We start from the raw sequence: 21,003 nt of genomic DNA on the forward strand, positions 1-21,003 counted from the left end.
GGACGAGGTCAACGCCCCCGGCCGGACGGCTCACGATGCGCCGCCGGCACCCCAGGGCTGCCCTATCGGGCGGGCGGTGGGGCGACTGGCCTGCGAACCTGGTTGACTTGGGCACAGGGCGGCACAGAAACAGAAGTGAGTGGGCAAGTGGCCGGACAGCGGGCAACGGAAGACCAGCCGGTACCAGGCGCGCGGGCCGTCAAGCGCGTCACGCTCCGAGACGTGGCTCAGGCGGCAGGCGTGTCCCACCAGACCGTCTCCCGGGCAATCAACGGCAAGGGGGAGATCGATCCGGCGACGCAGCGCCGCGTGCTCGATGTGGCAAAGCAGCTGCGGTACCGGCCCAGCAGGTTCGGCCGGGGTCTGAACCGTCCGGACGTCGTATCTGTCGGCCTCATCGTGCCCGACGTGGTCAACCCCTTCTTCCCGGAATTCGTGGCAGGAGTGATCGCCGCGGCGGACGAACGCGACTGGCAGGTCCTCGTGGCCAGCGCCGAGAACGACCGGTCCCGGGAACTGGCTCTGGTCCGCTCACTCGGCCAGCAGGTCGACGCTCTTGTCGGCTACATCAGCCATCCCGATGCGGAACTCGAGCCGTACGTGGAAACCATGCCGCTCGTCGTGGTCGACCGGGGCCTGGAATCGTCGAACCACGCATTGGTCCACATCGACACCGAGGCCGGAATCCGGGCCGGGATGCAGCACCTCATCGACCGCGGGCACCGCCGGATCGGCCTGATCGACTGCGAGTGCCTGAGCGCTCCGCTGGTCCGTCGCCGTACCTTCCTCGAAGTCGCCGGCGACCATGCGCTGCCCGTCGATGAGGGCTGGATCGTCATGGGTGAGCAGTCACCGGCCGGCGGCGCCGCAGCATTCGAGGCTCTGCACGCGGCGCGCCCGGACCTCACCGCAGTGATCGCCTTCAATGACCTGGTCGCGATCGGCGCTTTGCGGGCCGCCCGCCGGATCGGCGTCGAGGTGCCGGGAGACTGCGCACTGGTCGGCTACGACGGGCTGAGCATCGTCGATCTCATCGACCCCCCGCTGACCACCCTCCACCTCGACAAGCGCCGTCTGGGCGAATTGGCCATCCACCAGGTCGGCCAACTCCTCGCAGGCGAGCTGCCACCCCCTATCGTCCTGACACCCACCCTGCAGGTCCGCGACACAACCTGACCCACCCCTGCGTTGACGCGGGGCTCCGACTCCGATGTCGCCGCCCGTCCGGACGCGCCCCTTGGGAGTGGGACACGCAGCAGCACGATCACGCCGATGCCCTCTGGTCGGATACGGTCCGGCGTGGCGCCGCTCACCCCGTCCTCCCCATGGATGCCGCCCGGAGCCGGCTGACCATACCGCTGACACGGCCTCACCCCCCGTGGCAGGGTGCGGTGATCGAATGTGGATGGACGGAGGGGTCTTCTGTGGAAGCACAGGTGTGGGACGCGCTGGTCAACGTGGCGAAGAGCGCGTATGCCGCCGGGCTGGGCGAGGGCGAGGTGCCGCGCCCGCTCATCATGCCGCTGGTGCGTGGCGAGTTGGTCGGGATGATCTGGGCTCGCCCGCTGAAGGTCGGCCAGGACGCGCTCACGGGGATCGTGGAACTCGCGAACATCGCCTCGGCCGCCGACGCGGACGAGGTCGTCCTCGTCTGGGAGACCTACGACGTCGCCACCGCCTGCGAGCTGCCTGTTGTCGGCCCGGCGCCGTGCCTGAACATGGTGCTCGCGACGCGTGACGGGCACGTTCTGCACCAGTTCCCCTACACCGAGCAGCTCCAGCAGCATGGCCCCGAGGGCCGGGCATCGGTCACCCCCGACTGGAGTCCGGCCTCCGCGCCACAGCCCGGCGGCGAACTGATGCCGCCGATCCAGGCCGCGGTGAACTTCTCCTTCATCCCGCTTGAGTTGGACCACCCTTCCCCGTTCGGCGTCACCGTCGTGCTGATGGAAGAGGACGGCTACCGGGTGCGCCTCACCGAAGCGTTCGCCGGCTGATCCTGGATGGCACCCCGGGACAGCCAAGGCCCTCGCTCGCACCATCAGTGACGAGGCCGGGCCACCCGCACCGGGTCGTCGCCGCTCTGGAAGAGGATTTCGGCATGCAGATACCTGTGGAGCTACAGAGGGCTGGTCTTCTCCCGGAGGAGAAGACCGGCCCCCTACGCCGAGCGGACGGGATCAGGGATCAGCTCAGGCCGAGGTTCGACAGTGCGGTCGTCCAGTCCGTGACGATCGCGTCCTGAGCGTCGGCGAGGGTGACGGTGCCGGCGCAGACGGCCTTCTTGAGCTTGTTCTCGACGGTGTCCTTGTTGGCGGCGGTCTTGGTGCCGTACTCCGGTTCGGGCCAGAGGTTGAGTTCGCTCTTGGGGGCACCGCCGAGTTCGAGGGGGACGAAGTGGTCCTCCTCGTAGTCCGAGGTGCTGGTGTCCGTGTAGCCGTATGCGACGATCTGCTTCTTTTTCAGCGCGGTGGTGTACGAGCTGGAGGGACGGACAGTCGCGGTCCATCCGGAGACGCAGATGGTGGAGCCGATGGTGGACTGCGTGACGTCCGGGTTGAAGTCGCCGGGCTGGCAGCTGGGATCGGGGAGGGGGAGGTAGTCCTGGCTGCAGCCCTGCGCGTGCGCGGTGCCGGCTGCGACGGTGAGGCCGGCGGCAGCGAGGGCGAGGGAGGAAAAAGCGGTGACCAGCGAGCGGGATATTCGGGGCATGGGGGCTCTCCCGGAGCGGTGCCCGGCAGGAATTCCGGGCGGTCGCGAGCATGACAACACCGGGAACATCTATGCGGGTAGAGCCGTTTGCCGTTCACGGAGATTCCTTTGTTGAATGTTTGATTACGGCGGGGTCGACGGAGAGCAGGTCATGGCCCTGGCTTGGTTGTCGGCATCGCGCGCCAGGCCCGCCAACGGCCCCCTTCGTCACGTCAGTTCCAATGACCGCACGGACGCCGTGCAGTCGCCTCCGGCTGCCCCTCAGGCTGTCCGCCGGCGCAGGCGACGCGACGGGGCCGAACACGTCGGACCCCTGCGACCGCTTCTTGTGGGCTCGGTCGTGCGCTGCGCCGAGGTGACCCGGTTTGCGGCGGCCGTAGATGACGGCGTGGTCGTCCTGATGCAAACCGCGAAGGCATCCCGACGTACCGCTCTCCGAATCGCGCAGACGGCTGAGACATCCCATCAGCTGCCCTCACCCAACAACCCTCCAGCCATCCGACCTCTGATCCAACTTTTTTGCGCGCACTCCCCATTGACACCCCCTCACACCTCCCCAATCATCAAGACATCCGATGATTGGGAGCCGCCATGAGTACGTATCCAAGACGTCATGTCCTCGGCGTCACGGCGGGTGTTGCTGCCTCGGCCGCCCTTTCCTTCGCCTCCTCGACCGACGCCCAAGCTGCTCAGGAAGCCGAACAGCAGCGCGGAACATGGGCGGCTGTGCCCGTTCCTGTCCCCGTCCCGCTCGACAGCCTCTACGACAACGACGGCATCGACACCGCTTCCGCGCGAGGCGGCGACTTCGACGGCTCCGGCTACACGTTCCCGGGCGAGGAACTCCCTGCGGGCCAGGTGGAGGTGGACGGCGTTCCCTTCGTCCTGGCGTCCTCGGCCGCCGGCGCGAAAAACAACGTCGTCGCGCTCGGCCAAAGCATCGACCTGCCCAAGGGCCGCTACATGGCTGCCTACTTCCTCACCTCGGGCAGTTACGGCAACGCATCAGGCAAGGCAACGGTGCACTACGCGGACGGTTCGACCACGACCGCCGGTCTCACCGGAGCCGACTGGTACGCGGCAGGCGGCTCACTGTCGACGCCGTACCGCTACGGTCCCGGCGGCGCGAAGGACCAACACAGCGTCGGCATCGGCACATCGGAGGTGTGGGTCGATCCGCAGCGCGAGGCGATCGCCATCACCTTGCCGGTCACCAACGCACCCAAGCCGAACCAGACCTCGCTGCACGTCTTCGCGCTCTCCCTCCAGCCGGTCGCGCAGGGACGCGCGCTGGTTCTGCGCGACGCCCACTCCACGAACTCGCTCCTGACGTCCACCGGCGCGCAGAGCATCGAGGCCACCGTCGTCAACGCGGGCACCGCCGCCGTGTTGGCCGGCGATCACGTGTCGGTGCACGTGGACGTGCCGGGCGCCCGGACCGTGGAGCCCGCCGCCGTCCGCCGCCTCGACCCCGGTGAGCAGGCTCGCGTCCGTATCGGCATCCGCAATCGCGCGGGGACGGCACCGGGCACGTCCCGGGACGGCGTGGTGACGGTCACCGGCCGTGGCGCCACGGCCGCCACGCAGCGCAGCCGCCTGTCCCTCGGCGTCGCCGACTACCAGCCGACCGAGGCCTCCCTCTCAGGCCACCAGGCGCCGTACTGGTTCCACCGCGCCAAGTTCGGCATCTTCATCCACTGGGGCGTGTACTCGGTGCCCGCCTGGGCGCCGGTCGGCACGCAGTACGCCGAGTGGTACTGGGACCAGATGCAGGACCCGAACAACCCCACCTACGCCCACCACCGGGACACCTACGGTGAGAACTTCGCCTACGACGACTTCATCCCGCACTTCACGGCGGAGAAGTTCGACCCGCGATCCTGGGTCGAGCTGTTCCGGGACGCCGGTGCCCAGTACCACGTGCTGACCTCCAAGCACCACGAGGGATTCGCCCTCTGGGACACCAAGGTCTCCGACCGCAACGCCGTGAAGATGGGCCCGAAGCGGGACCTGGTCAAGGAACTGTTCGAGGCGTCCCGGCGCTACACGCCCGAGCTCCACCGCGGCCTCTACTTCTCGATGCCCGAGTGGTTCAACCCGGACAACCCGTGGATGGGCCACGCCCCGCGCAATCCGTACACCCTCGACCCCGTGCCCTACTCCGGCTACCGCGCGGGCAAGGACTTCGTGAAGGACTATCAGGCCCCGCAGATGCTGGAGCTGATCCACGGATACGACCCGGAACTGATCTGGTGCGACATCGGCGGCGCCAACGACAGCGTGCACGTGCTCGCCGAGTACTTCAACCACGCCAAGAACCGGTCCCGTCCCATCGACGTCACCGTCAACAACCGCTCGGGCATCTCCTTCCACGACTTCACGACGCCCGAGTACACGACGTACGACAACACCGTGATCGCCAAGTGGGAGTCCAGCCGCGGCCTGGACCCCTTCAGCTACGGCTACAACCAGGCCACCCCCGACGGTTCCTACATGACGACGGAACAGGTCGTGCACAGCCTGGTGGACATCGTCTCCAAGAACGGCAACTTCCTGCTCGACATCGGGCCGCGCGCCGACGGCACCATCCCGGAGATCATGCAGAAGCGACTGCGTGAGACGGGTCGGTGGCTGCGGACGAACGGCGAGGCCGTCTACGACACCACGTACTGGTCGAAGATGGCGGAACTGGGTGACGACATCCGCTTCACCGTCCGCCCGAACCAGGCCTTCTACATTCACTCGATGGCACAGCCGGGCTCACGGCTCACCGTCGAGGCGCCGGTTCCGATCCGCAGCGGGGACACGGTGACCATGCTGGGCCACGACCGGCCACTGACCTGGACCGTCAGCAAGGGTGCGTTGGTGATCGACGTCCCCGCGGCAGCCCGCAAGGCGGGACAGCATGTGTGGGTTTTCAAGGTGAAGTGGAGCGCCTGACCGACACCGCCGCAGCGCCAGGACATCACTTTGCATCGCGTGGTGTTCGACGCGGGCTCCGTGGGGATTCCCGTCCTGTGCACTCCAACGCCCAGCGAACGGAGCCGACATGGACTACCCGGACCTTTCCGCACTGCCCGCCGAGCTGCAGCAGGAAGTGACCGATCGCGGTTCGCTCAACGTCTTCCGGATGATGATGCACTCCCCCGCGCTGGCACCCGGTGTGCTGGCGCTGGGGGACGCGGTCCTGCGGCGGAACTCGCTGCCGGACCCCTTGCGCGAACTCGCCATCGTCCGGGTGGGCCACGCCTACCGGGCGGCGTACGAGATCCACCATCACGAGAACATCGCCCGTCTCGTCGGCCTGGGCGAGGAGGCGATCGCCGCCGCCTCCACCGGTTCCCTCGAGGGTCTGTCCGCGGCCGAGGCAGCCGTCCTCACCGCAACCGACCGACTGCTCACCCGGCACTCCCTCGACGACGCCGCCCGCAAGGAACTTCTGGCGTTCCTGACCGTGAACCAGCTCGCCGATCTCGTCATCACGGTCGGCTTCTACCAACTGATCTGCAACTTCCTCAACACCTTCGAGGTGACGACCGCCGGTGAAGCCCCGCCGCCCTATGGCGACGTACCGCCTGACGGGAGCGGCGAGGTCAGGTGAATCGAGCATCCGTCGCGGGCTTTCTGTCGCAGGCGTCGCGTTCTCAGGTGGGCGTCCTTGCTGTCCTTCGTCGCGCCCCAGCCGTGCGAGCGCTCGGCCTCGATCCTCCGGACGGTGGTCCGAGTACGCGTGGCATGAGTGCGGCAGCCGTTGCCGTCGAGCACGGTCAGCGTGATCCGCAGGTCGCGCCGCAGGTGTTCCGACTGAACGCGGACCGCATCCGGGGCGGCTGAAGACAGGGCTGTCCGCCGGGCCTTGGACGCAGTGACTCCTCCGGAACCGGGAGGTCGACCGGCCTCAGGGCTGACGGGTTCCCGGCATCGGAGCGTCGTACGGCTCCCCTGTCGGCGGTCGCCGCTTGGTGAATGAGCTCTGTTCGCTGCCTTCGACCTGCGCGAGGTCGGCCGCCGGAGGATCAGGCCTGCGGCATGCCACCGTCCGCCGCCAGGCGGGTGAGCCACTCGCGCAGCAGGCGCTGTTCGGCGTCGCTCAAGACGTCGGTGTCGTCAGGGAGGGCGGCGCGCAGTGCGCGGGCTGCTGGGGCGGGGCCGGACTCCGTGGCGGGGACCGTCGGTTCGGCGCGGGTGACGGCGGCGACCATGGACTCGCGAAGGACGGTCAGCAGCGCCGGATTGCGGCGTTCTGCGGGGGTGGAGTGCCAGGTGATGACTCCGCCTCGGCCGGTGGCCTGGATGATCTGGGCGGCCAGTTCCTCGTCGACCCGCAGCCATCCCGCGGCCGCCAGCCGACGCACCCGGCCGTGAAGGATCTCCAGGCCCGCCTGGTGCGCCGCGTCCGTCCCCGAGCCGGTGGCCCTGTTCATCACGGCGAACAGTTCGGGGCGTGAGATCCCGAACTCCACCACCATGTCCCAGCCGCGGCGCAGCTCCTCCACCGGGTCCTTCGGCGAGAGGTCGAGCTGCGCGCGCTTGGTCTCCAGGAACTGCGCATAGCCGTGTTCGGCGACCGCCTCCAGCAGCCCGTCCTTGTCGCCGAAGTGGCGGTAGATGGCCGGCGGCTGCATGCCGGCCGCGGCGGCGACCGCGCGGGTACTCACCGCGTCGGAGCCTCCGCCCTCCAGCAGCTCGAGGGCCGCCTCGATGATGCGTCGGCGGGGGCTGTCTGCGGTGTCACGGATAGACATGTATCGATGATATCGACTGCTTGCTTCCAACGTTAGTTCCAGTGTTATCGTTGAAGTGATTCCACTGGAAACACCGTTTGGGGAACCTCGTGATCATCGTGACCGGATCCACCGGAAGCCTCGGCCGCCGCACCGTCGAGAGACTCCTGGAGCGCCTCCCCGCCGACCGCATCGGCGTCAGCGTCCGTGACCCCTCCAAAGCCCAGGACCTCGCCGACCGCGGCGTCCGCGTCCGGCAGGGCAACTTCGACGACCCCGCCTCACTCGTCCACGCCTTCGAGGGCGCCGAGCAACTGCTGCTCGTCTCCCTCGACCGCACGGGCGAGGACTGCGTCACCGGCCACCGCGCCGCGATCGACGCCGCCGTGAAGGCCGGAGTCGGCCGCATCCTGTACACCAGCCAGATGGGCGCCGCCCACGACTCCCTCTTCCAGGCATGCCGTGACCACGCCCAGACCGAGGACCTGCTGCGCGCCACCGGCCTGCCCTGGACCGCGCTGCGCAACGGCTTCTACGCTGCCAGCGCCCTGCACTTCCTGGAGTCCGCCCGGCACACCGGCGACATCGCCCTCCCTGCCGACGGTCCCATCGCCTGGACCAGCCATGACGATCTCGCCGAGGCTGCCGCGGCGATCCTTACCGACGAAGGCCGCTTCGAGGGGCCCACCCCGCCGCTCACTGGTCCGGCGGCGCTCGACTTCGACACCGTCGCCGAGATAGCGGCCCAGGTCACCGGGCGGCCTTTCACCCGCACCGTCGTCCCCGACGACGCCTTTCGCGAGCAAGCCCTGGCGCACGGTGCCCCCGCCCCGATCGCCGACCTGCTGCTGAGCATCTTCGCGGCGGCGCGAAAGGGGGAGTTCGCCGCCGTAGACCCGACCCTGGCCGGATTGGTCGGTCGAGAGCCCGCCACCTTCCGCACCCGGCTGGAGCGCGCCTGGACCGAGTAGACCCGTTGACATCCACCCCCTCTTAAAAGACCCAACGGAGTCTTAAAAGAGGGGGATTCCAGCCCATTTGGATTGAGGTTCGCGGGCGCTCGATCCCGGCTGCAGATCTCCGGAGCCCGCACAGTCCGCCGTGACGGCCGGCTCAGCCTCTCCGTCACGGTGCGCAACAGAGGTCGTGTCGTCGCGCCCATGGTGCGCCTCGCGCTGCGCGACCACCGCTCGGGGAAACGGGTGCTGCCCGCACGCTACTGCGACAACTACCTGTGGCTGCTGCCCGGCGAGGGGCGCGACATCACGGTGTCCTGTCCCCTCGGCAGCCACGACCGCGGCGACCTGGAGGTGACCGCACAGGGCTACCGCACGTCCACGGTCTCCATCTGCGGCCGGCGTTGAGCCGTCGACGGCACCCGGCGCACGTCACCGTCCGGCGGCCGCCGGACCGTCGCGGGAGCTTCGCAGTGCGCTCGGGATGAGCCGCGGTGACGTACCGCATCGCAGTGTCGGAGCTGATGCCGAACAGTCATCCACTAGTGACGATGTGCTGCGCATCCAGGGGCGGGCCAGGACCGGAGCGGAGACGGTCTCGTCCGTCAAGTGGGCCTTGAAGCACTCCTTTTCGCCGCCGACCGCAGGGCTGAAGCAGGCTCGCAGGGGCGCTCCGGGGCTGATCACGCTCATGAGCGTGTGGACGTAGGTGTCCGCCTCGTCGCGGGTGGTGACCTGGGCGCTGTTAAGGGCACCGTGCCAGCCCTCCACCCGCATCTGGACGCGGTCCTTCACGACAGCGCCCCACATCCGGGCCCAGGCCGTCCCGCATTCCTGGCTGTAGCGGATCTGGATCCAGGCACCGGTGGCGGTTTCGTGTTCGGCCAGGGTCAGCGGCTGGGCACCGCATCGCATCGCAATCGGGTCCTTGTTCTGGCAGGCCGTGTGCCGACAGAGCGCTCCCGTGGCCGAGGAGGGCGTGGGGGACGGTGCGGCCTCCTCGCGGCGCGTTGGGGGAAGGTGGGTGAGTACCAGCGCCACGAGGACGACAGCGCAGGTCGACAGGAGGGCGGTGACGATGTTCGCGCGCCGGTGGCCGGTCGGGATGGTGTGCGTACGGTCGGCGCCGCTCTGGTCCGCCTCACTCGGGCCGGTGGCAGGCGGGAGTGTGCGGGCCGGAACGGATTCGCTCGGCGCTGTCTCGCCGATGCCTGTACCGGTACCGGTACAGGTACCGGTGTCGCTGTCGGTGCTGGGCGGGACAGCGGTGAGGTCTTCGGCCGGTGTCTCCGTCCTCGCGACCGTGCCCTGTCGGACCGGGGTCCCCCGTGTCGGCCCGGTGTCTTCGCTCCGGAGCGCGCGAGCGATGTCCAGGAGTGCCAGCGCATGGTCGGCTGGTTCGTCAGCGAGACGGCACAGCTCTTTGACCGCGCTGCGCGGTGGCAGGCTCTTGCCGTTGAGGTAGCGCTCCCAGGACGACTTGCTGAACGTGGTCGCGTTCGCGAGCTGCGCGAGACTCAGTCCGGTGCGCTGCCGCAACTGCTGCAGTACGGCTGCCAGTCGCGCGCCCGGCGGTGAGGGTGCGCCGGGTGTCATCCGCGCAACGCCTTCCACGAGTGCGGCCCCAGCATGCCGTCGACGGCAAGACCGGCGCGACCCTGGAACGTCCTGACCGCCCGCAGCGTGAGCGGGCCGAACATGCCGTCGATCCCGCCGGGTGAGATGCCTGCCCGGCGCAGCAGGCACTGCGCCTCGGCGACGTCGGCGCCTGTGGCGCCGTATCCGATCTCGGTGTTGCGGCCCTTGTTAATGCCCGCCGACCAGCGGCCGTCGAGCCGTGTGATGCGACAGGTGTAGGAGGGCGGTGGGGAGGCCGCGGTGGTGCGGGGCGAAGCGGTGACGGTTGCCTGGCTCGCTCCGTCGTCGAGGCGCAGCACGAGCAGCAACACCGCCGAAAGGGCTACGGCCAGGGCGGCGATGCCCGCGATGAGAGCGACGTGCGGGAAGCGGCCGGAGGCCGGTTCGGGGCCTCCGGGTGGCGTGAGTGCGGCGGGTACGGCCGGTGGCCCGGGATGCGAAGTTACCCAACTGGCCGTTTGATCCCGATCCCGCTCACCCTGCTCACCCTTTTCATCCCGCTCGTCCTGGTCATCCAGCTCATCCTGCTGCTGCACGGCGGACCTTGCTTGACGGCCGCCCCGGCAGTCGGCGGCGATCTCGTGCAGCGCGAGCAGGGGGACGGGGTCGGTGCCGGTGATCCTGGCCAGGGCCTCCACCGCCTCCCGCGGTGGCAGCGATGTCCCTCCCAGGTAACGCTCCCACGACTTGGCGCTGTAGCCGGTCTTGGTCGCGAGCTGTCGCATCGTCAGCTCGCTGTGATCCTTCATCCGGCGTAAGCGGGTCACCAACTGCCGTGCGCTGGGGTCGAGTTCCGCGGGCAGCATCTTGGAACGCGGCATGTTTCCCCCAAAGCGGTCGTCAGCATGGTCGTGTGCGTGAACAGCGGCCCCCTCCGCTGCTGCGCATTCTGCACGAGCCCGCCACATCTGTCACAGCTGTCCCACATGGCCGTCCCACCACCAGCTGTCGTCGCAGGTCAGCAGCATGGTCGTCCCGTAAGACCGCCACTTGGGCCGCGCCCGTGGCCTCGGTGCCCACGCACCCTGCACCTTGGTCTCGCCACCTGGCCCGCTCGGCGTACCAGGTGCCGATCCCACGAACGAAAGAGGAACACATGCGACCGAACGCTCTGGGCAGGACCATCGCCGGCGTCATCGCCGGCGTCGGCCTCGCCGCCGGCAGTGTGGCGACCGCGGGCACCAGTTTCGCGGCGACCGCGAGCACCGCGCAGACGGCGGCGGTCGCCCAGCCCGCCGCCGTGGCCGCGACGCAGAACTTCGGTCTGACCACGGCCGAGGCCAAGAACGTCCAGGACTTCCTCGCGGACTACTGGGGCTACACGGGCGCCAACGACGGTCAGCTGGGCACCAACAGCTGGAAGGCCTTCCAGCGCTGCCTCGCGAAGTACTGGGGCTACACCGGTGACATCGACGGAGACCCGGGCCCCAACACCATCAAGGCGCTGCAGCGTCTGCTGAAGGACGACTACGGCTACACCGGCGACATCGACGGCATCGCGGGTCCGGGCACCCGGGCGGCGTTCAAGCGCTTCGCCGCCTGACAGCCACACCCAGCACCACCGGGCGACCCAGCCCAACGAATGACTCGATCAACCCGATCAACCCGATCAACCCGATCAAGACGGTCAGCCCGGTCAAGACGGTGGAGCCGCCTGACCGGTACGCGCTGCCCGACCGGTACGCGCTGCCTGCCCGGTACGACCTGTCTGTCCGCGCTGCTCGCCGAACGACCGGGCTGCTCGCCGGGTGACCGACCGCGGCCCGTCCTTGCCCGGCAAGGACGGGCCGCGGATGTGTGTCCGGCTCCCCGGTGCGCACCGGTTCCCAGCACCTGTTGCACAGCGGCGTGCCGAGAGTCGCGGTTCCTCGGCGTCTCCCCCTGCCACGCCCCACGCTCATCTCGAGAAGGAGAACCTCGCCGCCATGGGAAGACTCGCATTGCTCGTTCGCGCCCAAGACGAAAACCCACCGCACGGGACCGCGCACCGCCCCGGGACGGGCTGGCGGATCCGCGTCGGGACATTCGCCGCCACCGCAGCGATGGTCTCGGCCGGCATCATGCTCGGTGCCGGCCCGGCGTCGGCGGCACCGGCCCCGATCAAGCTGACGTCCGCGTCCTGCCCCGGCGAGATCGTGCAGGGCCAGGCGAGCGGCTGTGTCACCGAGTTGCAGAACTTGCTCAACGCGCACGGCGCCGGTCTTTCGGTGGACGGACAGTTCGGGTCGGCCACGCTCTACGCGGTGCGTGAGTACCAGGCCGCCACAGCGATCGCGGTCGACGGGCGGGTGGGCCCCGCGACCAAGAGCAAGCTGTACGCGACCGGCGGCTCGGCGCCCGCCCCCGTCAATCTCAACTCCTCCTCGTGCCCCGCGAACATCGTCCAGGGCGCCAAGGGCGGATGCGTCACCGAACTCCAGCGGCTGCTCATCCACCACGGCTACACGGTCGACGTGGACGGCGACTTCGGCGCCGGGACCGCGAGTGCCGTCCGCAGCTTCCAGTCCGCCCACGGCCTCACGGTCGACGGGCAGGTCGGCTCGAACACCAAGCGGGAGCTGTACGACACCGACGAGTCGCCGTCGACGGGCCTGGACCTGCGGTCGGCGTCCTGCCCGGCGAACATCGTGGAGGGGCAGAGCGGGGGTTGCGTCGCCACGCTGCAGTCCCTGCTGAACGGCAAGGGGCACAGCCTCGACGTCGACGGCAGTTTCGGCCCGCAGACCCTGGCGGCCGTGAAGGCGTTCCAGTCCGCGAGCGGCCTCTCCGCCGACGGCGAGGTCGGTCCGAACACCAAGGCCGCCCTGTACTCGAACATCGGCGGTGGCGGCGGCAACGGCGCGCCCGCGCCGATCAACCTGAACTCCGCCTCCTGCCCGAACGAGATCGTGCAGGGCCAACGCAGCGGCTGTGTCACCGAGTTGCAGAGCCTGCTCAACCACCATGGTGCCGATCTCGCCGTCGACGGCGACTTCGGTGCGCTCACCGACAGTGCCGTCAGGGACTTCCAGTCGGAGAAGGGCCTCTCGGTCGACGGCCATGCGGGGCCGAACACGAAGGCCGCCCTGTACGGAGCGGTCACCCCGCCGTCGTCGCCGCCGCCCGGCGGCGGTTACGCCAAGATCCTCGACGTGGCGGCGGCCGAGGCCGGCACGGTCGAGGGCAGCGCCCGCGCGAACAGCTACGGCTCGGCCGTGGGTCTCTCGCTGTCCACCAGCAACTACGCCTGGTGCGCGACCTTCGTGAGCTGGGTGGCCAAGCAGACCGGAGCCACGTCCTACCGCAACACCTATGTCTCCGGCTGGGTCAAGCAGGCGCGGGCCGGCAACTACCACCTCTCCGTGACCACCGCCCCCCAGCCGGGTGACATCGTGGCCTTCGACTGGGACGGTGGAAGCGACTTCACCGGCGGCCACGAGCACATAGGCATCGTGCGGACGGTGTCCGGGGGGTCGTCCTTCACCACCGTCGAGGGCAACACGAGCAATCCCAACGGCGGCAGCGACGGCGTCTACGTCAAGTCCCGTGCCACGAACAGCGGTTACGACGTGGTCTTCATCCGCGTCCGCTGAGCCGAACCGCCGGGGTCCTCGGCAGGCCGAGCTCGCGCACAGCGACCTCCCCAGGACTCCGGCACCGCCGACCGCTTCGGCGGGCGCGCAGAGAAGTCGTACGACAGTCCCCGGCCGGGCTTCTGACCGACGGACCAGGAGGACCAGGAGGGCCAGGAGGGCCAGGAGGGCCAGGAGGGCCAGAGTGGCAGACTGCCGCCTGGGCCTCAACGGCACGCTCCCTGTCCCGCGTTCCCTCCTCCCACTTGGCGGCCACCGGCGACCGAACCCGCCGGAACACCGCGTCAACGCCGGTTCTGAACCTTTGAGTTGAAGCCCCGAACACCTCCCCCGACGGCACTCGATCAATGACCGCGCCGCAATGCCTCAGTGAGTGATCAGCGCTCCGCCCGGCGGGCCAGCAGGACCGAATCCTCGGCCTCGACCGGCCCGGTGTCCCGTGTGAGCGTGCGAGTGCGCTGCTCCACGAGGACGGGCTCGAAGTCGTCCGGCAGGCCGGGAAGGAGTTCCGCGGCCAGGAACATCGCCTTGCGGTGGCTCTCGGAGAGTTGCGTGAACTCGTGGGACGGCGCATGCCCGACCACCAGGAGCAACCCGCCGGGGGCAACGGCCGCGGCCAGGCGGCGGGTCACGTCGACCATGCCGCCGTCCGGGGCGTGCAGATAGTGGCTGGTGACCAGCTCGTAGGACCGGTCGCCGGCATCGAAGGTCCTGGCGTCGACCTGCCACCAGTCGACCAGGTCGGCCAAGCCTGCCTGCTCGGTATGGCGGGCGGCACGGGCCAGACCCTCGGCCGAGAAATCGGCGCCGGTCACGCGCCAGCCCTGCCCGGCCAGCCAGGCCACGTCGCCCCCCTCGCCGCAACCGACGTCCAGCGCCGTGCCAGGGGCGACTTTCCCGGCGGCGGCGACAAGTTGCGGATTGGGCTCGCCGCTCCAGAACCGCTCCTGCCCCGCGTACCGCTCGTCCCAAGCCGCCGGCTCGAACATCGCGGCGGCCGCCTGCTCGTCGTGCTCGCCGCTTCGGCCATGCTCGTGGTGTCCTGACACCGGATGCCTCCCGCTGCTCGTGATGCTGCGCCGCGCCGCCTCGTTGGGCGCGTTGTCGATGGTGCTCGGACCTGTCCCGATCCGCACGCAAAGTTGCCGAACCGGCAAACAACAGAGCCCCTGGGGACCGAAGACGGGCCTCCCCCGGCTGTCGGTCTGACCGGCTCCTGCAAAGACTGTCGATCATGTGGCTGTCGGCCCGCTGATCGCGGGTGTGGTCGTGCGACCGGAGTCGCGGCAGAAGTGGGCCCCGATCCGGCGCGACCCGCTCGCGGCGCCTGGCGGTCCGGAACGGGCCACGCATCTGGGATCACAGGCACATGGTGCCGCTGAAACCGGTGGGAAGCAGACAGAGCCCACTCGTGAACCCGTCACCTCCCAGGGCTGGTCCGGGAGGTGCGGACGTTGCGTCTCCAGCCGGCTGTGGGCGCGCGAACTGCACGATGTACGAATGGCGCCCGAATATCGGCGCCACAACCGCGGACACCCCCCAAGATCCCGCGCCAGGCGGAGTCCTGCTCGCCAGGCGTGCAGAGACGCAACTCCCGTGCACCGAACAGCTACACCGTCACAGGCAGCGCCGCCAGGCCGCGAACCAGCCGGGTGCGCCGCCAGTCCAGTCGATCAGACGGTGCGGCAAGCCGGATGCCAGGGAACCGAGTCAGTACCGCTCGCAGGGCGATCTCCGCCTCGGCCCTGGCCAGAGGTGCGCCGACACAGCGGTGGATGCCGTGGCCGAAAGCGAGATGAGCAGCGGCGTCCCTGTCGAGGTCGAGCAGGTCCGGCGCCGGAAACCGCGCAGGGTCACGGTTGGCCGCGCCAAGAGCGACCAGTACCGGGGCCCCGGCGGGAATGCCGACGCCGCCGAGCGTGACCGCCTCCGTCGTGAACCGGAAGGTGGCTGTACTGACGGGGGAATCGAACCGGAGCAACTCGTCCAGCGCGCCCGGGACGTCGTCCGGATTTTCCCGAAGGCGATCGAGCTCGGCAGGGCGCTGCAGCAATGCCAGGACGGCGTTGCCGAGGAAGTTGGTGGTGGTCTCGTGTCCGGCCACGAGCAGCAGCACCGCCAGGGAGACCAGTTCCTCCTCGCTCAGACACTCTGCTCCGTCGCGAGCCGCGATGAGCCGGTCGAGGAGACTGTCACCGGGGTCCAGACGCTTGGCGGCGACGAGGCCCGCCATGTAGTCGGCCATGGAATGCGAGGCCGCGTCGATGATGCCGGGCCTGCCCGCCGCGAACAATTCTGCGGACCAGCGCTGGACGTCGGGGCGATCTCCCTGCGGGACTCCGAGCAGCTGACAGATCACGATGACCGGCAGCGGTACCGCCAGGGCTGCCACGAAGTCGAACCGCTCACCGACCGGCCATCGGTCCAGCAGGTCCTCGGTGACCTGCGAGATGAACGGACGCAGCTGCGCAACGGCCCCGGTCGTGAACGCCTTGGTCACCAGCTTGCGCAGCCGGGTATGCCGGGGCGGGTCGCTGGCCAGCATGGTGCGCGCCACCGCGGGGTGCAGACGACGCCGTGACTCCTTGCCCGCGAAAAAGACGGCCGTGTCCTTGGAGAGCCGAGGGTCGCAGAGGGCTTCCCTGGCTTCCGCGTAGCCGGTGACCAGGTAGCTGGGGCGCCCGCCCGACTCCGTGGGCATGGACTGCACCGGGCATATGGACCGCATGGCCGCAAAGGTGGGGTACGGGTCCTGGAGGAAGCGGGGGTCCTGAGTCGGGTCGGTCATGCTGCCAGACTCCAACGAACTCCAGCTCACCGTCGTCGGCGACACGCGCAACACCGCGCGCATGGACGTCAGTTACCTGGAGGAACCACGGCGTACCTCCGGGGAAGCCATTGGAAGACGGCCACCACCGGACGACAGGCGACCCGCGGGCCAAGGTGAGTCGCCGATCTGCTCGGCACGCGCCAGGACCAGCGAGGGGCGCTGAGGGAGGGAGCCCTCTCGGCGTTGCTGCTCCCGGGTGAGGACGGCACCAGCGATCGATCTCACCCGATACGGGATGCACGGGGATCTGCGGGATATACGCCAGGTCTTCATTGGGCGGCGGTCGGCTGAGACGCGGGTGCTCAGCCGGCAGTCGGTCGGGGCCGGCCGCACCCGCTACGGCAGCAGGGCCCGGACCTCGCGTCGTCGCGTCGCGGTCCGGGCCCTGCTCCGTGCGGTGCCGCCCTGCGGCGGCGGCGCGTCAGCTCTGTGCGGTGTCGTCGCCCGTCTGCGGCTCGGCATCCTCGGCCGCGCCCGTCTTCTCGCGCATCTTGCGTACCAGCTCCGCCTTCTGATCGGCGGCGCTCTGGCGGTCGAGGTTGCGGTGCGGACCGTTGTTCTGCCGTTCGGCGCGGGACAGCTTCTTGCGCTGGCCGCCGCCCATGCCCACGGGGTTGTTGATGTTCTTGCTCACGGGTTCTCCCGGAATGATGTGAAGTGATCTACGGATTCATCGATGGGGGACGGGCGCGGCGACATCCAAGGACGTCAGCGGGGACCCGTCACGCTCTCACTCGTAAATCGGCGTCTGGAAGAACATGCCCAAGACGTTACCCGGTTCCGTCGGCGCCGCACACCAAGTTTTTCGCCGTCGCGGCATCGGCCGGGCTTACGGCGAGGGCCCGGGGTCAGCCGCTTCGTTCCAGAGCCGGCGGGGGCTCTGCGGCGCCAATCCGGGGCCGCGCTTGTGAACGCCCGTCCGGCTGCCCCGAGAGGGACCGGATACAGTGCGCGAGACGGCAGCCTGGTCAGGGAGGGCAAGCGTGACCGACACCAACAACACCCGGCCCGCCGAGGGTGAGGCGGCAGCACCGCGGCCGAGCCGGCTGCACCGCTTGATGCGCTACCTCCCCTTGATCGCCCCCGTTCTCCTGTGGGTCGTGCCCTACGTGGTGCTCCTGCACACCGGCCAGCACTGGCCGCTTCCCGTCACGCTGGTCGGTACCGCGCTGTTCGCCCTCGGTCTGGTCGGTATGCCGTTGGCGATGATGCGCGGCCACGGCCGGCGCCAGCAGGACCGGGCGGCGATCATCGGTGACACTCTGCTGGGCGCCGGCTGGATTCTCTTCACGTGGTCCGTTCTGATCGGCGTCCTCTTGCGGGTAGCCCTGACCGTGGCCGGCGCCGGTGACGACCAGGACCGGGCCCGCGTCGTCACCTGGGCCGTCCTCGGCGTCACCGCCGTACTGCTCGCCTGGGGGTACGCCGAGGCCCGCCGCGTGCCCCGCGTGCGCCGACTCGACGTGCACCTCCCGCGACTGGGTGCCGGCTTGGACGGCCTCCGCGTCGCCCTCATCACCGACACCCACTACGGCCCACTCGATCGCGCTCGCTGGTCGGCGCGGGTGTGCGAGACGGTGAACGCTCTGGAAGCCGACCTGGTCTGCCACACCGGTGACATCGCGGACGGCACGGCCGAACGCCGCCGCGCCCAGGCCGCCCCGCTCGCCACCGTGCAGGCCAGCCGGGCCCGTGTATACGTCACCGGCAACCACGAGTACTACAGCGAGGCCCAGGGCTGGGTCGACCTGATGGACGAGCTGGGCTGGGAGCCGCTGCGCAACCGCCATCTGCTGCTCGAACGCGGCGGCGACACCCTCGTCGTCGCCGGGGTGGACGACGTCACCGCCGAGTCCTCCGGCCTGGCGGGCCACCGCGCCCACCTCGCCGGAGCCCTGGACGGCGCTGACCCCGACCTGCCTGTTCTGCTCCTGGCCCACCAGCCCAAGTTCGTCGATCGGGCGGCAGCCGCCGGCATCGACCTCCAGCTCTCCGGCCACACCCACGGCGGCCAGATCTGGCCCTTCCACCACCTGGTCCGCCTCGACCAACCCGCCGTCGCCGGCCTCAGCCACCACGGCCCCCGCACCCTCCTGTACACCAGCCGCGGCACCGGCTTCTGGGGCCCGCCGTTCCGCGTCTTCGCCCCCAGCGAGATCACCCTGCTCGTCCTTCGCTCCCCGCACCGGTCCACCTCGCCGTAAGCCTTCCCTTCTTTGTCTTTGGCGGTCCCCGAGGCGGGTGGGGCATGGTGAGCGGCATGACAGACAGTTCTGGCCCTGTTCCCGCAGACGTGGACGACCGCCAGGCGGTCGAGCACATCCTCGGCCGTCCCTTGAGCCAGAGATGGCGGCCAGGAGCACTGGCACCGGGCAGTCGGGTCACAGTCGTTCGCGCTCAAGACTGGGACGGTCCTTGGCAGGTCGAGTTCGCTGGAACGATCGACGCGATGAGCGCACCCGAGCCCAACAGGCATGCCCGGGCGTTCCAGGGCGAGTTGCTGTACTGGGTCGCCTTCGACACACCGCAGCGCGACAGCGACGGGGACGGCCCCTATCGCAGGGCTCAGATCTGGGGTCGCTATCTGAGGGCCACGCCTGAGCCCGAGGCTGAGGGGCCGTAAGTCCTTCGGGGGTCGGCGTGATGGAGGTGGCTGCGCCGGGCACTTGCAGCCGGGGCAGTGCCCTTGGCCCGTGTCCAGTGCTGGTGGAAGGCCGTAGGGGGTCGCTCCCGCGTTGGGCGTAGTCCCCCTCTGGCGGGATGTGTGAGAGGTCGGGGCTGCCTCGTGGTCGAGGCTCTGTGTGTTTCAGGCGACCCGGAGGATGCTCTTGCCGTGCGTGGAACCGTCGGCGAGCCGTTGTACGGCTCCGGCCAGGTCTGTGAGGTCGTATTCGGCGGTGATGTCCACGCGCACGTGGCCGTCGGCGACAAGGTCGAGTGCGCGGCGGGCGCTGTCGGCGAGTTGCTCTGGACGGGTCCGGCTGAGCAGGTTGCCGTTGTAGGTCATGAGGGATTTCCCCTGCATGAGGAGGTCGTTGGTGTTGGCCAGGACTGGTTCGTAGGTGCTGAGGTTGCCGTACGCCACCAGTCGGCCGTGTGCTGCGAGCTGTTCAAGGCCGGCGTGCCGGGTCGAGCCGCCGACCGGGTCGAGGATCACGTCGAACTTCTCGTCGCCGAGTTCTGCCACGAACTCCTCGCGCAGCAGGACCCGGTCGTATCCGAACTGGGCGGCGTAGTCGGCCCTGGCGGTGCTGCCTGCCACTCCGACGACTCGACCGGCGCCGGCCAGCCGGGCGAACTGGGCGGCCAGGGTGCCCACCGACCCGGCGGCGGCGTGGACCAGCACGCTCTCGCCGGGTCGTACACGCGAGGCGGTGTTGATCAGGTCGTAGGCGGTCGGCGCGCCCCAGCCGAGGCCTGCTGCCGTCCGTAGCGGCACGTCGCCGATGGCCGGCGTGAGTGCGGCGGGTGCCACGACCACTTCGGCGAAGGCGCCTGCGGTGGTCAGCCCGGCGACGGGTTCACCGATACGGCTCGGGTCGATGTCATCGCCGACCGCGACGATGTGTCCGGCTGCCTCGAAGCCGGGCACGAAGGGACGCGGCACGGGGAAGTGGCCGTCCCGGACCATGGTGTCGCCCCACTGGACCCCCGCGTAGGCGACGCGGATCGCCACCTGACCGGGACCGGGCGAGGGCTCGTCGAGTTCTGTGATGCGGTAGTGGTTTTCGGCGTCGAGAAGGACAGCCCTCACAGTTACAGCCCCTTGCGTTGACTCAGTATCCTTACTGTCGAGACGGTAGGTATATAAGGTCCCTGAGTCAACCCATAGTCCTGTCAATGGAGTGGTGGTACATGGCGGAAGCCCCGGTCGAACATGACCTCTGCACGCGGATCAGGCGGTCCGAACAGGCGCTGATGGCGCACCACGAGGCGGTGTTGCGCACCTACGGCCTGACCATGACCCAGTACACGGTGCTGCTGGCCCTCTCGCGCGAGGGCGGCATGTCCGGCTCCCAACTGGCCCGCTCCTGCGGGGTGACCCAGCAGAGCATGAGCAGCGTGCTCACCAACGTGGAGACCAAGGAACTCATCCACCGCCAGACGTCCCCGGTGCATGCCAAGGTGCAGATCGCCACCCTCACGGACCAGGGCCGGGCACTCCTGGACCGCGCCTACCAGGAGGTGGTCATCCTTGAGCGCACACTCACCGACGCGTTCACCCCCTCCGAACACGCCGCACTCTGCGAACTCCTGGAGAGGGCCACCACCGTACTGGTCCAGCAGACGCGCCACGCGACCGTCCCGCCCGTCGCCTGAGCCCTCTGCGGCTTCACACGCACAGAGCCCCATCACTGCATACCCACCCGGATTCAGCCGCCCCGGCCGCGACGCCTGGCTGTCCTGCCGTGTCCGTGACACTGTCAGCCGTCCAGCGTCACCGGCCGAGGAAGATGACCTGCGGCCACGAAAGCAGGCCGGAGAGTGCACAGACCCGACCGTGACGGCCCCAGGCGCCGCCAGGAGGTCGACCGCCTGAGCCGCGGGCACCAGGGCCGCTGTCGAGGACA

19 protein-coding genes are annotated in these 21,003 nt (G+C 69.4%); 11 read left to right on the top strand and 8 right to left on the bottom strand.

Annotated elements, in window-relative coordinates; translation table 11 throughout:
- Window positions 1-147: 147 nt before the first annotated feature.
- Window positions 148-1,176 (top strand): LacI family DNA-binding transcriptional regulator, encoded by a 1,029-nt coding sequence (locus OHT57_RS02320; RefSeq protein ID WP_328744143.1) that lies wholly within the window; start codon window positions 148-150, stop codon window positions 1,174-1,176.
- A gap of 248 nt (window positions 1,177-1,424) precedes the next feature.
- Window positions 1,425-1,997 (top strand): hypothetical protein, encoded by a 573-nt coding sequence (locus tag OHT57_RS02325; protein ID WP_328744144.1) that lies wholly within the window; start codon window positions 1,425-1,427, stop codon window positions 1,995-1,997.
- 190 nt (window positions 1,998-2,187) lie between these two features.
- Here the strand turns inward: OHT57_RS02325 and OHT57_RS02330 are convergent, their stop codons facing one another.
- Window positions 2,188-2,712 (bottom strand): hypothetical protein, encoded by a 525-nt coding sequence (locus OHT57_RS02330; protein ID WP_328744145.1) that lies wholly within the window; start codon window positions 2,710-2,712, stop codon window positions 2,188-2,190.
- 591 nt (window positions 2,713-3,303) lie between these two features.
- Here OHT57_RS02330 and OHT57_RS02335 point away from each other — a divergent pair.
- Window positions 3,304-5,652: an alpha-L-fucosidase gene (locus OHT57_RS02335; protein ID WP_328744146.1), complete on the top strand. Its 2,349-nt coding sequence runs from the start codon at window positions 3,304-3,306 to the stop codon at window positions 5,650-5,652.
- A 109-nt stretch (window positions 5,653-5,761) separates the two neighbouring features.
- The gene (locus OHT57_RS02340; protein WP_328744147.1) at window positions 5,762-6,313 is read left to right on the top strand and encodes a carboxymuconolactone decarboxylase family protein; all 552 of its coding nucleotides are present in this window, start codon (window positions 5,762-5,764) and stop codon (window positions 6,311-6,313) included.
- 415 nt (window positions 6,314-6,728) lie between these two features.
- Here the strand turns inward: OHT57_RS02340 and OHT57_RS02345 are convergent, their stop codons facing one another.
- On the bottom strand, window positions 6,729-7,457 hold the full coding sequence (locus OHT57_RS02345; RefSeq protein WP_328744148.1) for a TetR/AcrR family transcriptional regulator: 729 nt from the start codon (window positions 7,455-7,457) through the stop codon (window positions 6,729-6,731).
- A gap of 89 nt (window positions 7,458-7,546) precedes the next feature.
- Between OHT57_RS02345 and OHT57_RS02350 the strand changes: the two genes are divergently transcribed.
- Window positions 7,547-8,407, top strand: a complete 861-nt coding sequence (locus OHT57_RS02350) for an SDR family oxidoreductase (protein WP_328744149.1) — start codon at window positions 7,547-7,549, stop codon at window positions 8,405-8,407.
- Window positions 8,408-8,479: 72 nt separating this feature from the next.
- Window positions 8,480-8,800, top strand: a complete 321-nt coding sequence (locus OHT57_RS02355; protein ID WP_328744150.1) for a hypothetical protein — start codon at window positions 8,480-8,482, stop codon at window positions 8,798-8,800.
- Window positions 8,801-8,824: 24 nt separating this feature from the next.
- On the opposite strand, the gene OHT57_RS02360 is transcribed toward OHT57_RS02355, so the two are convergent.
- Entirely contained in the window at window positions 8,825-9,988 is a 1,164-nt protein-coding gene (locus OHT57_RS02360; protein WP_328744151.1) for a helix-turn-helix domain-containing protein, read from the bottom strand.
- Entirely contained in the window at window positions 9,985-10,851 is an 867-nt protein-coding gene (locus OHT57_RS02365) for a peptidoglycan-binding protein (RefSeq protein ID WP_328744152.1), read from the bottom strand. Before OHT57_RS02365 ends, OHT57_RS02360 begins: the two co-directional genes overlap by 4 nt.
- A gap of 275 nt (window positions 10,852-11,126) precedes the next feature.
- Between OHT57_RS02365 and OHT57_RS02370 the strand changes: the two genes are divergently transcribed.
- A complete protein-coding gene (locus tag OHT57_RS02370; RefSeq protein WP_328744153.1) occupies window positions 11,127-11,573 on the top strand; it encodes a peptidoglycan-binding domain-containing protein in 447 nt (148 codons plus the stop codon).
- Between the two features lie 382 nt (window positions 11,574-11,955).
- On the top strand, window positions 11,956-13,602 hold the full coding sequence (locus OHT57_RS02375; RefSeq protein WP_328744154.1) for a peptidoglycan-binding protein: 1,647 nt from the start codon (window positions 11,956-11,958) through the stop codon (window positions 13,600-13,602).
- A 377-nt stretch (window positions 13,603-13,979) separates the two neighbouring features.
- Here OHT57_RS02375 and OHT57_RS02380 read toward each other — a convergent pair whose 3' ends face one another.
- The 3 genes from OHT57_RS02380 to OHT57_RS02390 form a co-directional block, all read right to left on the bottom strand.
- On the bottom strand, window positions 13,980-14,651 hold the full coding sequence (locus OHT57_RS02380; RefSeq protein ID WP_328744155.1) for a class I SAM-dependent methyltransferase: 672 nt from the start codon (window positions 14,649-14,651) through the stop codon (window positions 13,980-13,982).
- Window positions 14,652-15,211: 560 nt separating this feature from the next.
- The gene (locus OHT57_RS02385; protein ID WP_328744156.1) at window positions 15,212-16,390 is read right to left on the bottom strand and encodes a cytochrome P450 family protein; all 1,179 of its coding nucleotides are present in this window, start codon (window positions 16,388-16,390) and stop codon (window positions 15,212-15,214) included.
- A gap of 463 nt (window positions 16,391-16,853) precedes the next feature.
- Entirely contained in the window at window positions 16,854-17,066 is a 213-nt protein-coding gene (locus OHT57_RS02390) for a DUF6243 family protein (RefSeq protein ID WP_328744157.1), read from the bottom strand.
- A 349-nt stretch (window positions 17,067-17,415) separates the two neighbouring features.
- Here OHT57_RS02390 and OHT57_RS02395 point away from each other — a divergent pair, with 349 nt between their 5' ends.
- Window positions 17,416-18,636 (top strand): metallophosphoesterase, encoded by a 1,221-nt coding sequence (locus OHT57_RS02395; protein ID WP_328744158.1) that lies wholly within the window; start codon window positions 17,416-17,418, stop codon window positions 18,634-18,636.
- 245 nt (window positions 18,637-18,881) lie between these two features.
- The gene (locus tag OHT57_RS02400; protein WP_328744159.1) at window positions 18,882-19,055 is read left to right on the top strand and encodes a hypothetical protein; all 174 of its coding nucleotides are present in this window, start codon (window positions 18,882-18,884) and stop codon (window positions 19,053-19,055) included.
- Window positions 19,056-19,238: 183 nt separating this feature from the next.
- Here the strand turns inward: OHT57_RS02400 and OHT57_RS02405 are convergent, their stop codons facing one another.
- On the bottom strand, window positions 19,239-20,186 hold the full coding sequence (locus OHT57_RS02405) for a quinone oxidoreductase family protein (RefSeq protein WP_328744160.1): 948 nt from the start codon (window positions 20,184-20,186) through the stop codon (window positions 19,239-19,241).
- Between the two features lie 101 nt (window positions 20,187-20,287).
- Here OHT57_RS02405 and OHT57_RS02410 point away from each other — a divergent pair, with 101 nt between their 5' ends.
- Window positions 20,288-20,752 carry a MarR family winged helix-turn-helix transcriptional regulator gene (locus tag OHT57_RS02410; RefSeq protein ID WP_328744161.1) on the top strand — a complete coding sequence of 155 codons (465 nt, stop codon included), beginning with the start codon at window positions 20,288-20,290 and terminating at the stop codon, window positions 20,750-20,752.
- Window positions 20,753-21,003: the final 251 nt, after the last annotated feature.

The sequence above is a fragment of the Streptomyces sp. NBC_00285 genome (assembly GCF_036174265.1).
Classification (GTDB): Bacteria; Actinomycetota; Actinomycetes; order Streptomycetales; family Streptomycetaceae; genus Streptomyces.

Bases quoted from the DNA above. Each gene is read 5' to 3' on its own strand.
- OHT57_RS02330 (WP_328744145.1), bottom strand. From the start codon at position 2,712: ATGCCCCGAATATCCCGCTCGCTGGTCACCGCTTTTTCCTCCCTCGCC.
- OHT57_RS02335 (WP_328744146.1), top strand. From the start codon at position 3,304: ATGAGTACGTATCCAAGACGTCATGTCCTCGGCGTCACGGCGGGTGTT.
- OHT57_RS02340 (WP_328744147.1), top strand. From the start codon at position 5,762: ATGGACTACCCGGACCTTTCCGCACTGCCCGCCGAGCTGCAGCAGGAA.
- OHT57_RS02345 (WP_328744148.1), bottom strand. From the start codon at position 7,457: ATGTCTATCCGTGACACCGCAGACAGCCCCCGCCGACGCATCATCGAG.
- OHT57_RS02360 (WP_328744151.1), bottom strand. From the start codon at position 9,988: ATGACACCCGGCGCACCCTCACCGCCGGGCGCGCGACTGGCAGCCGTA.
- OHT57_RS02365 (WP_328744152.1), bottom strand. From the start codon at position 10,851: ATGCCGCGTTCCAAGATGCTGCCCGCGGAACTCGACCCCAGCGCACGG.
- OHT57_RS02370 (WP_328744153.1), top strand. From the start codon at position 11,127: ATGCGACCGAACGCTCTGGGCAGGACCATCGCCGGCGTCATCGCCGGC.
- OHT57_RS02375 (WP_328744154.1), top strand. From the start codon at position 11,956: ATGGGAAGACTCGCATTGCTCGTTCGCGCCCAAGACGAAAACCCACCG.
- OHT57_RS02385 (WP_328744156.1), bottom strand. From the start codon at position 16,390: ATGACCGACCCGACTCAGGACCCCCGCTTCCTCCAGGACCCGTACCCC.
- OHT57_RS02400 (WP_328744159.1), top strand. From the start codon at position 18,882: ATGAGCGCACCCGAGCCCAACAGGCATGCCCGGGCGTTCCAGGGCGAG.
- OHT57_RS02410 (WP_328744161.1), top strand. From the start codon at position 20,288: ATGGCGGAAGCCCCGGTCGAACATGACCTCTGCACGCGGATCAGGCGG.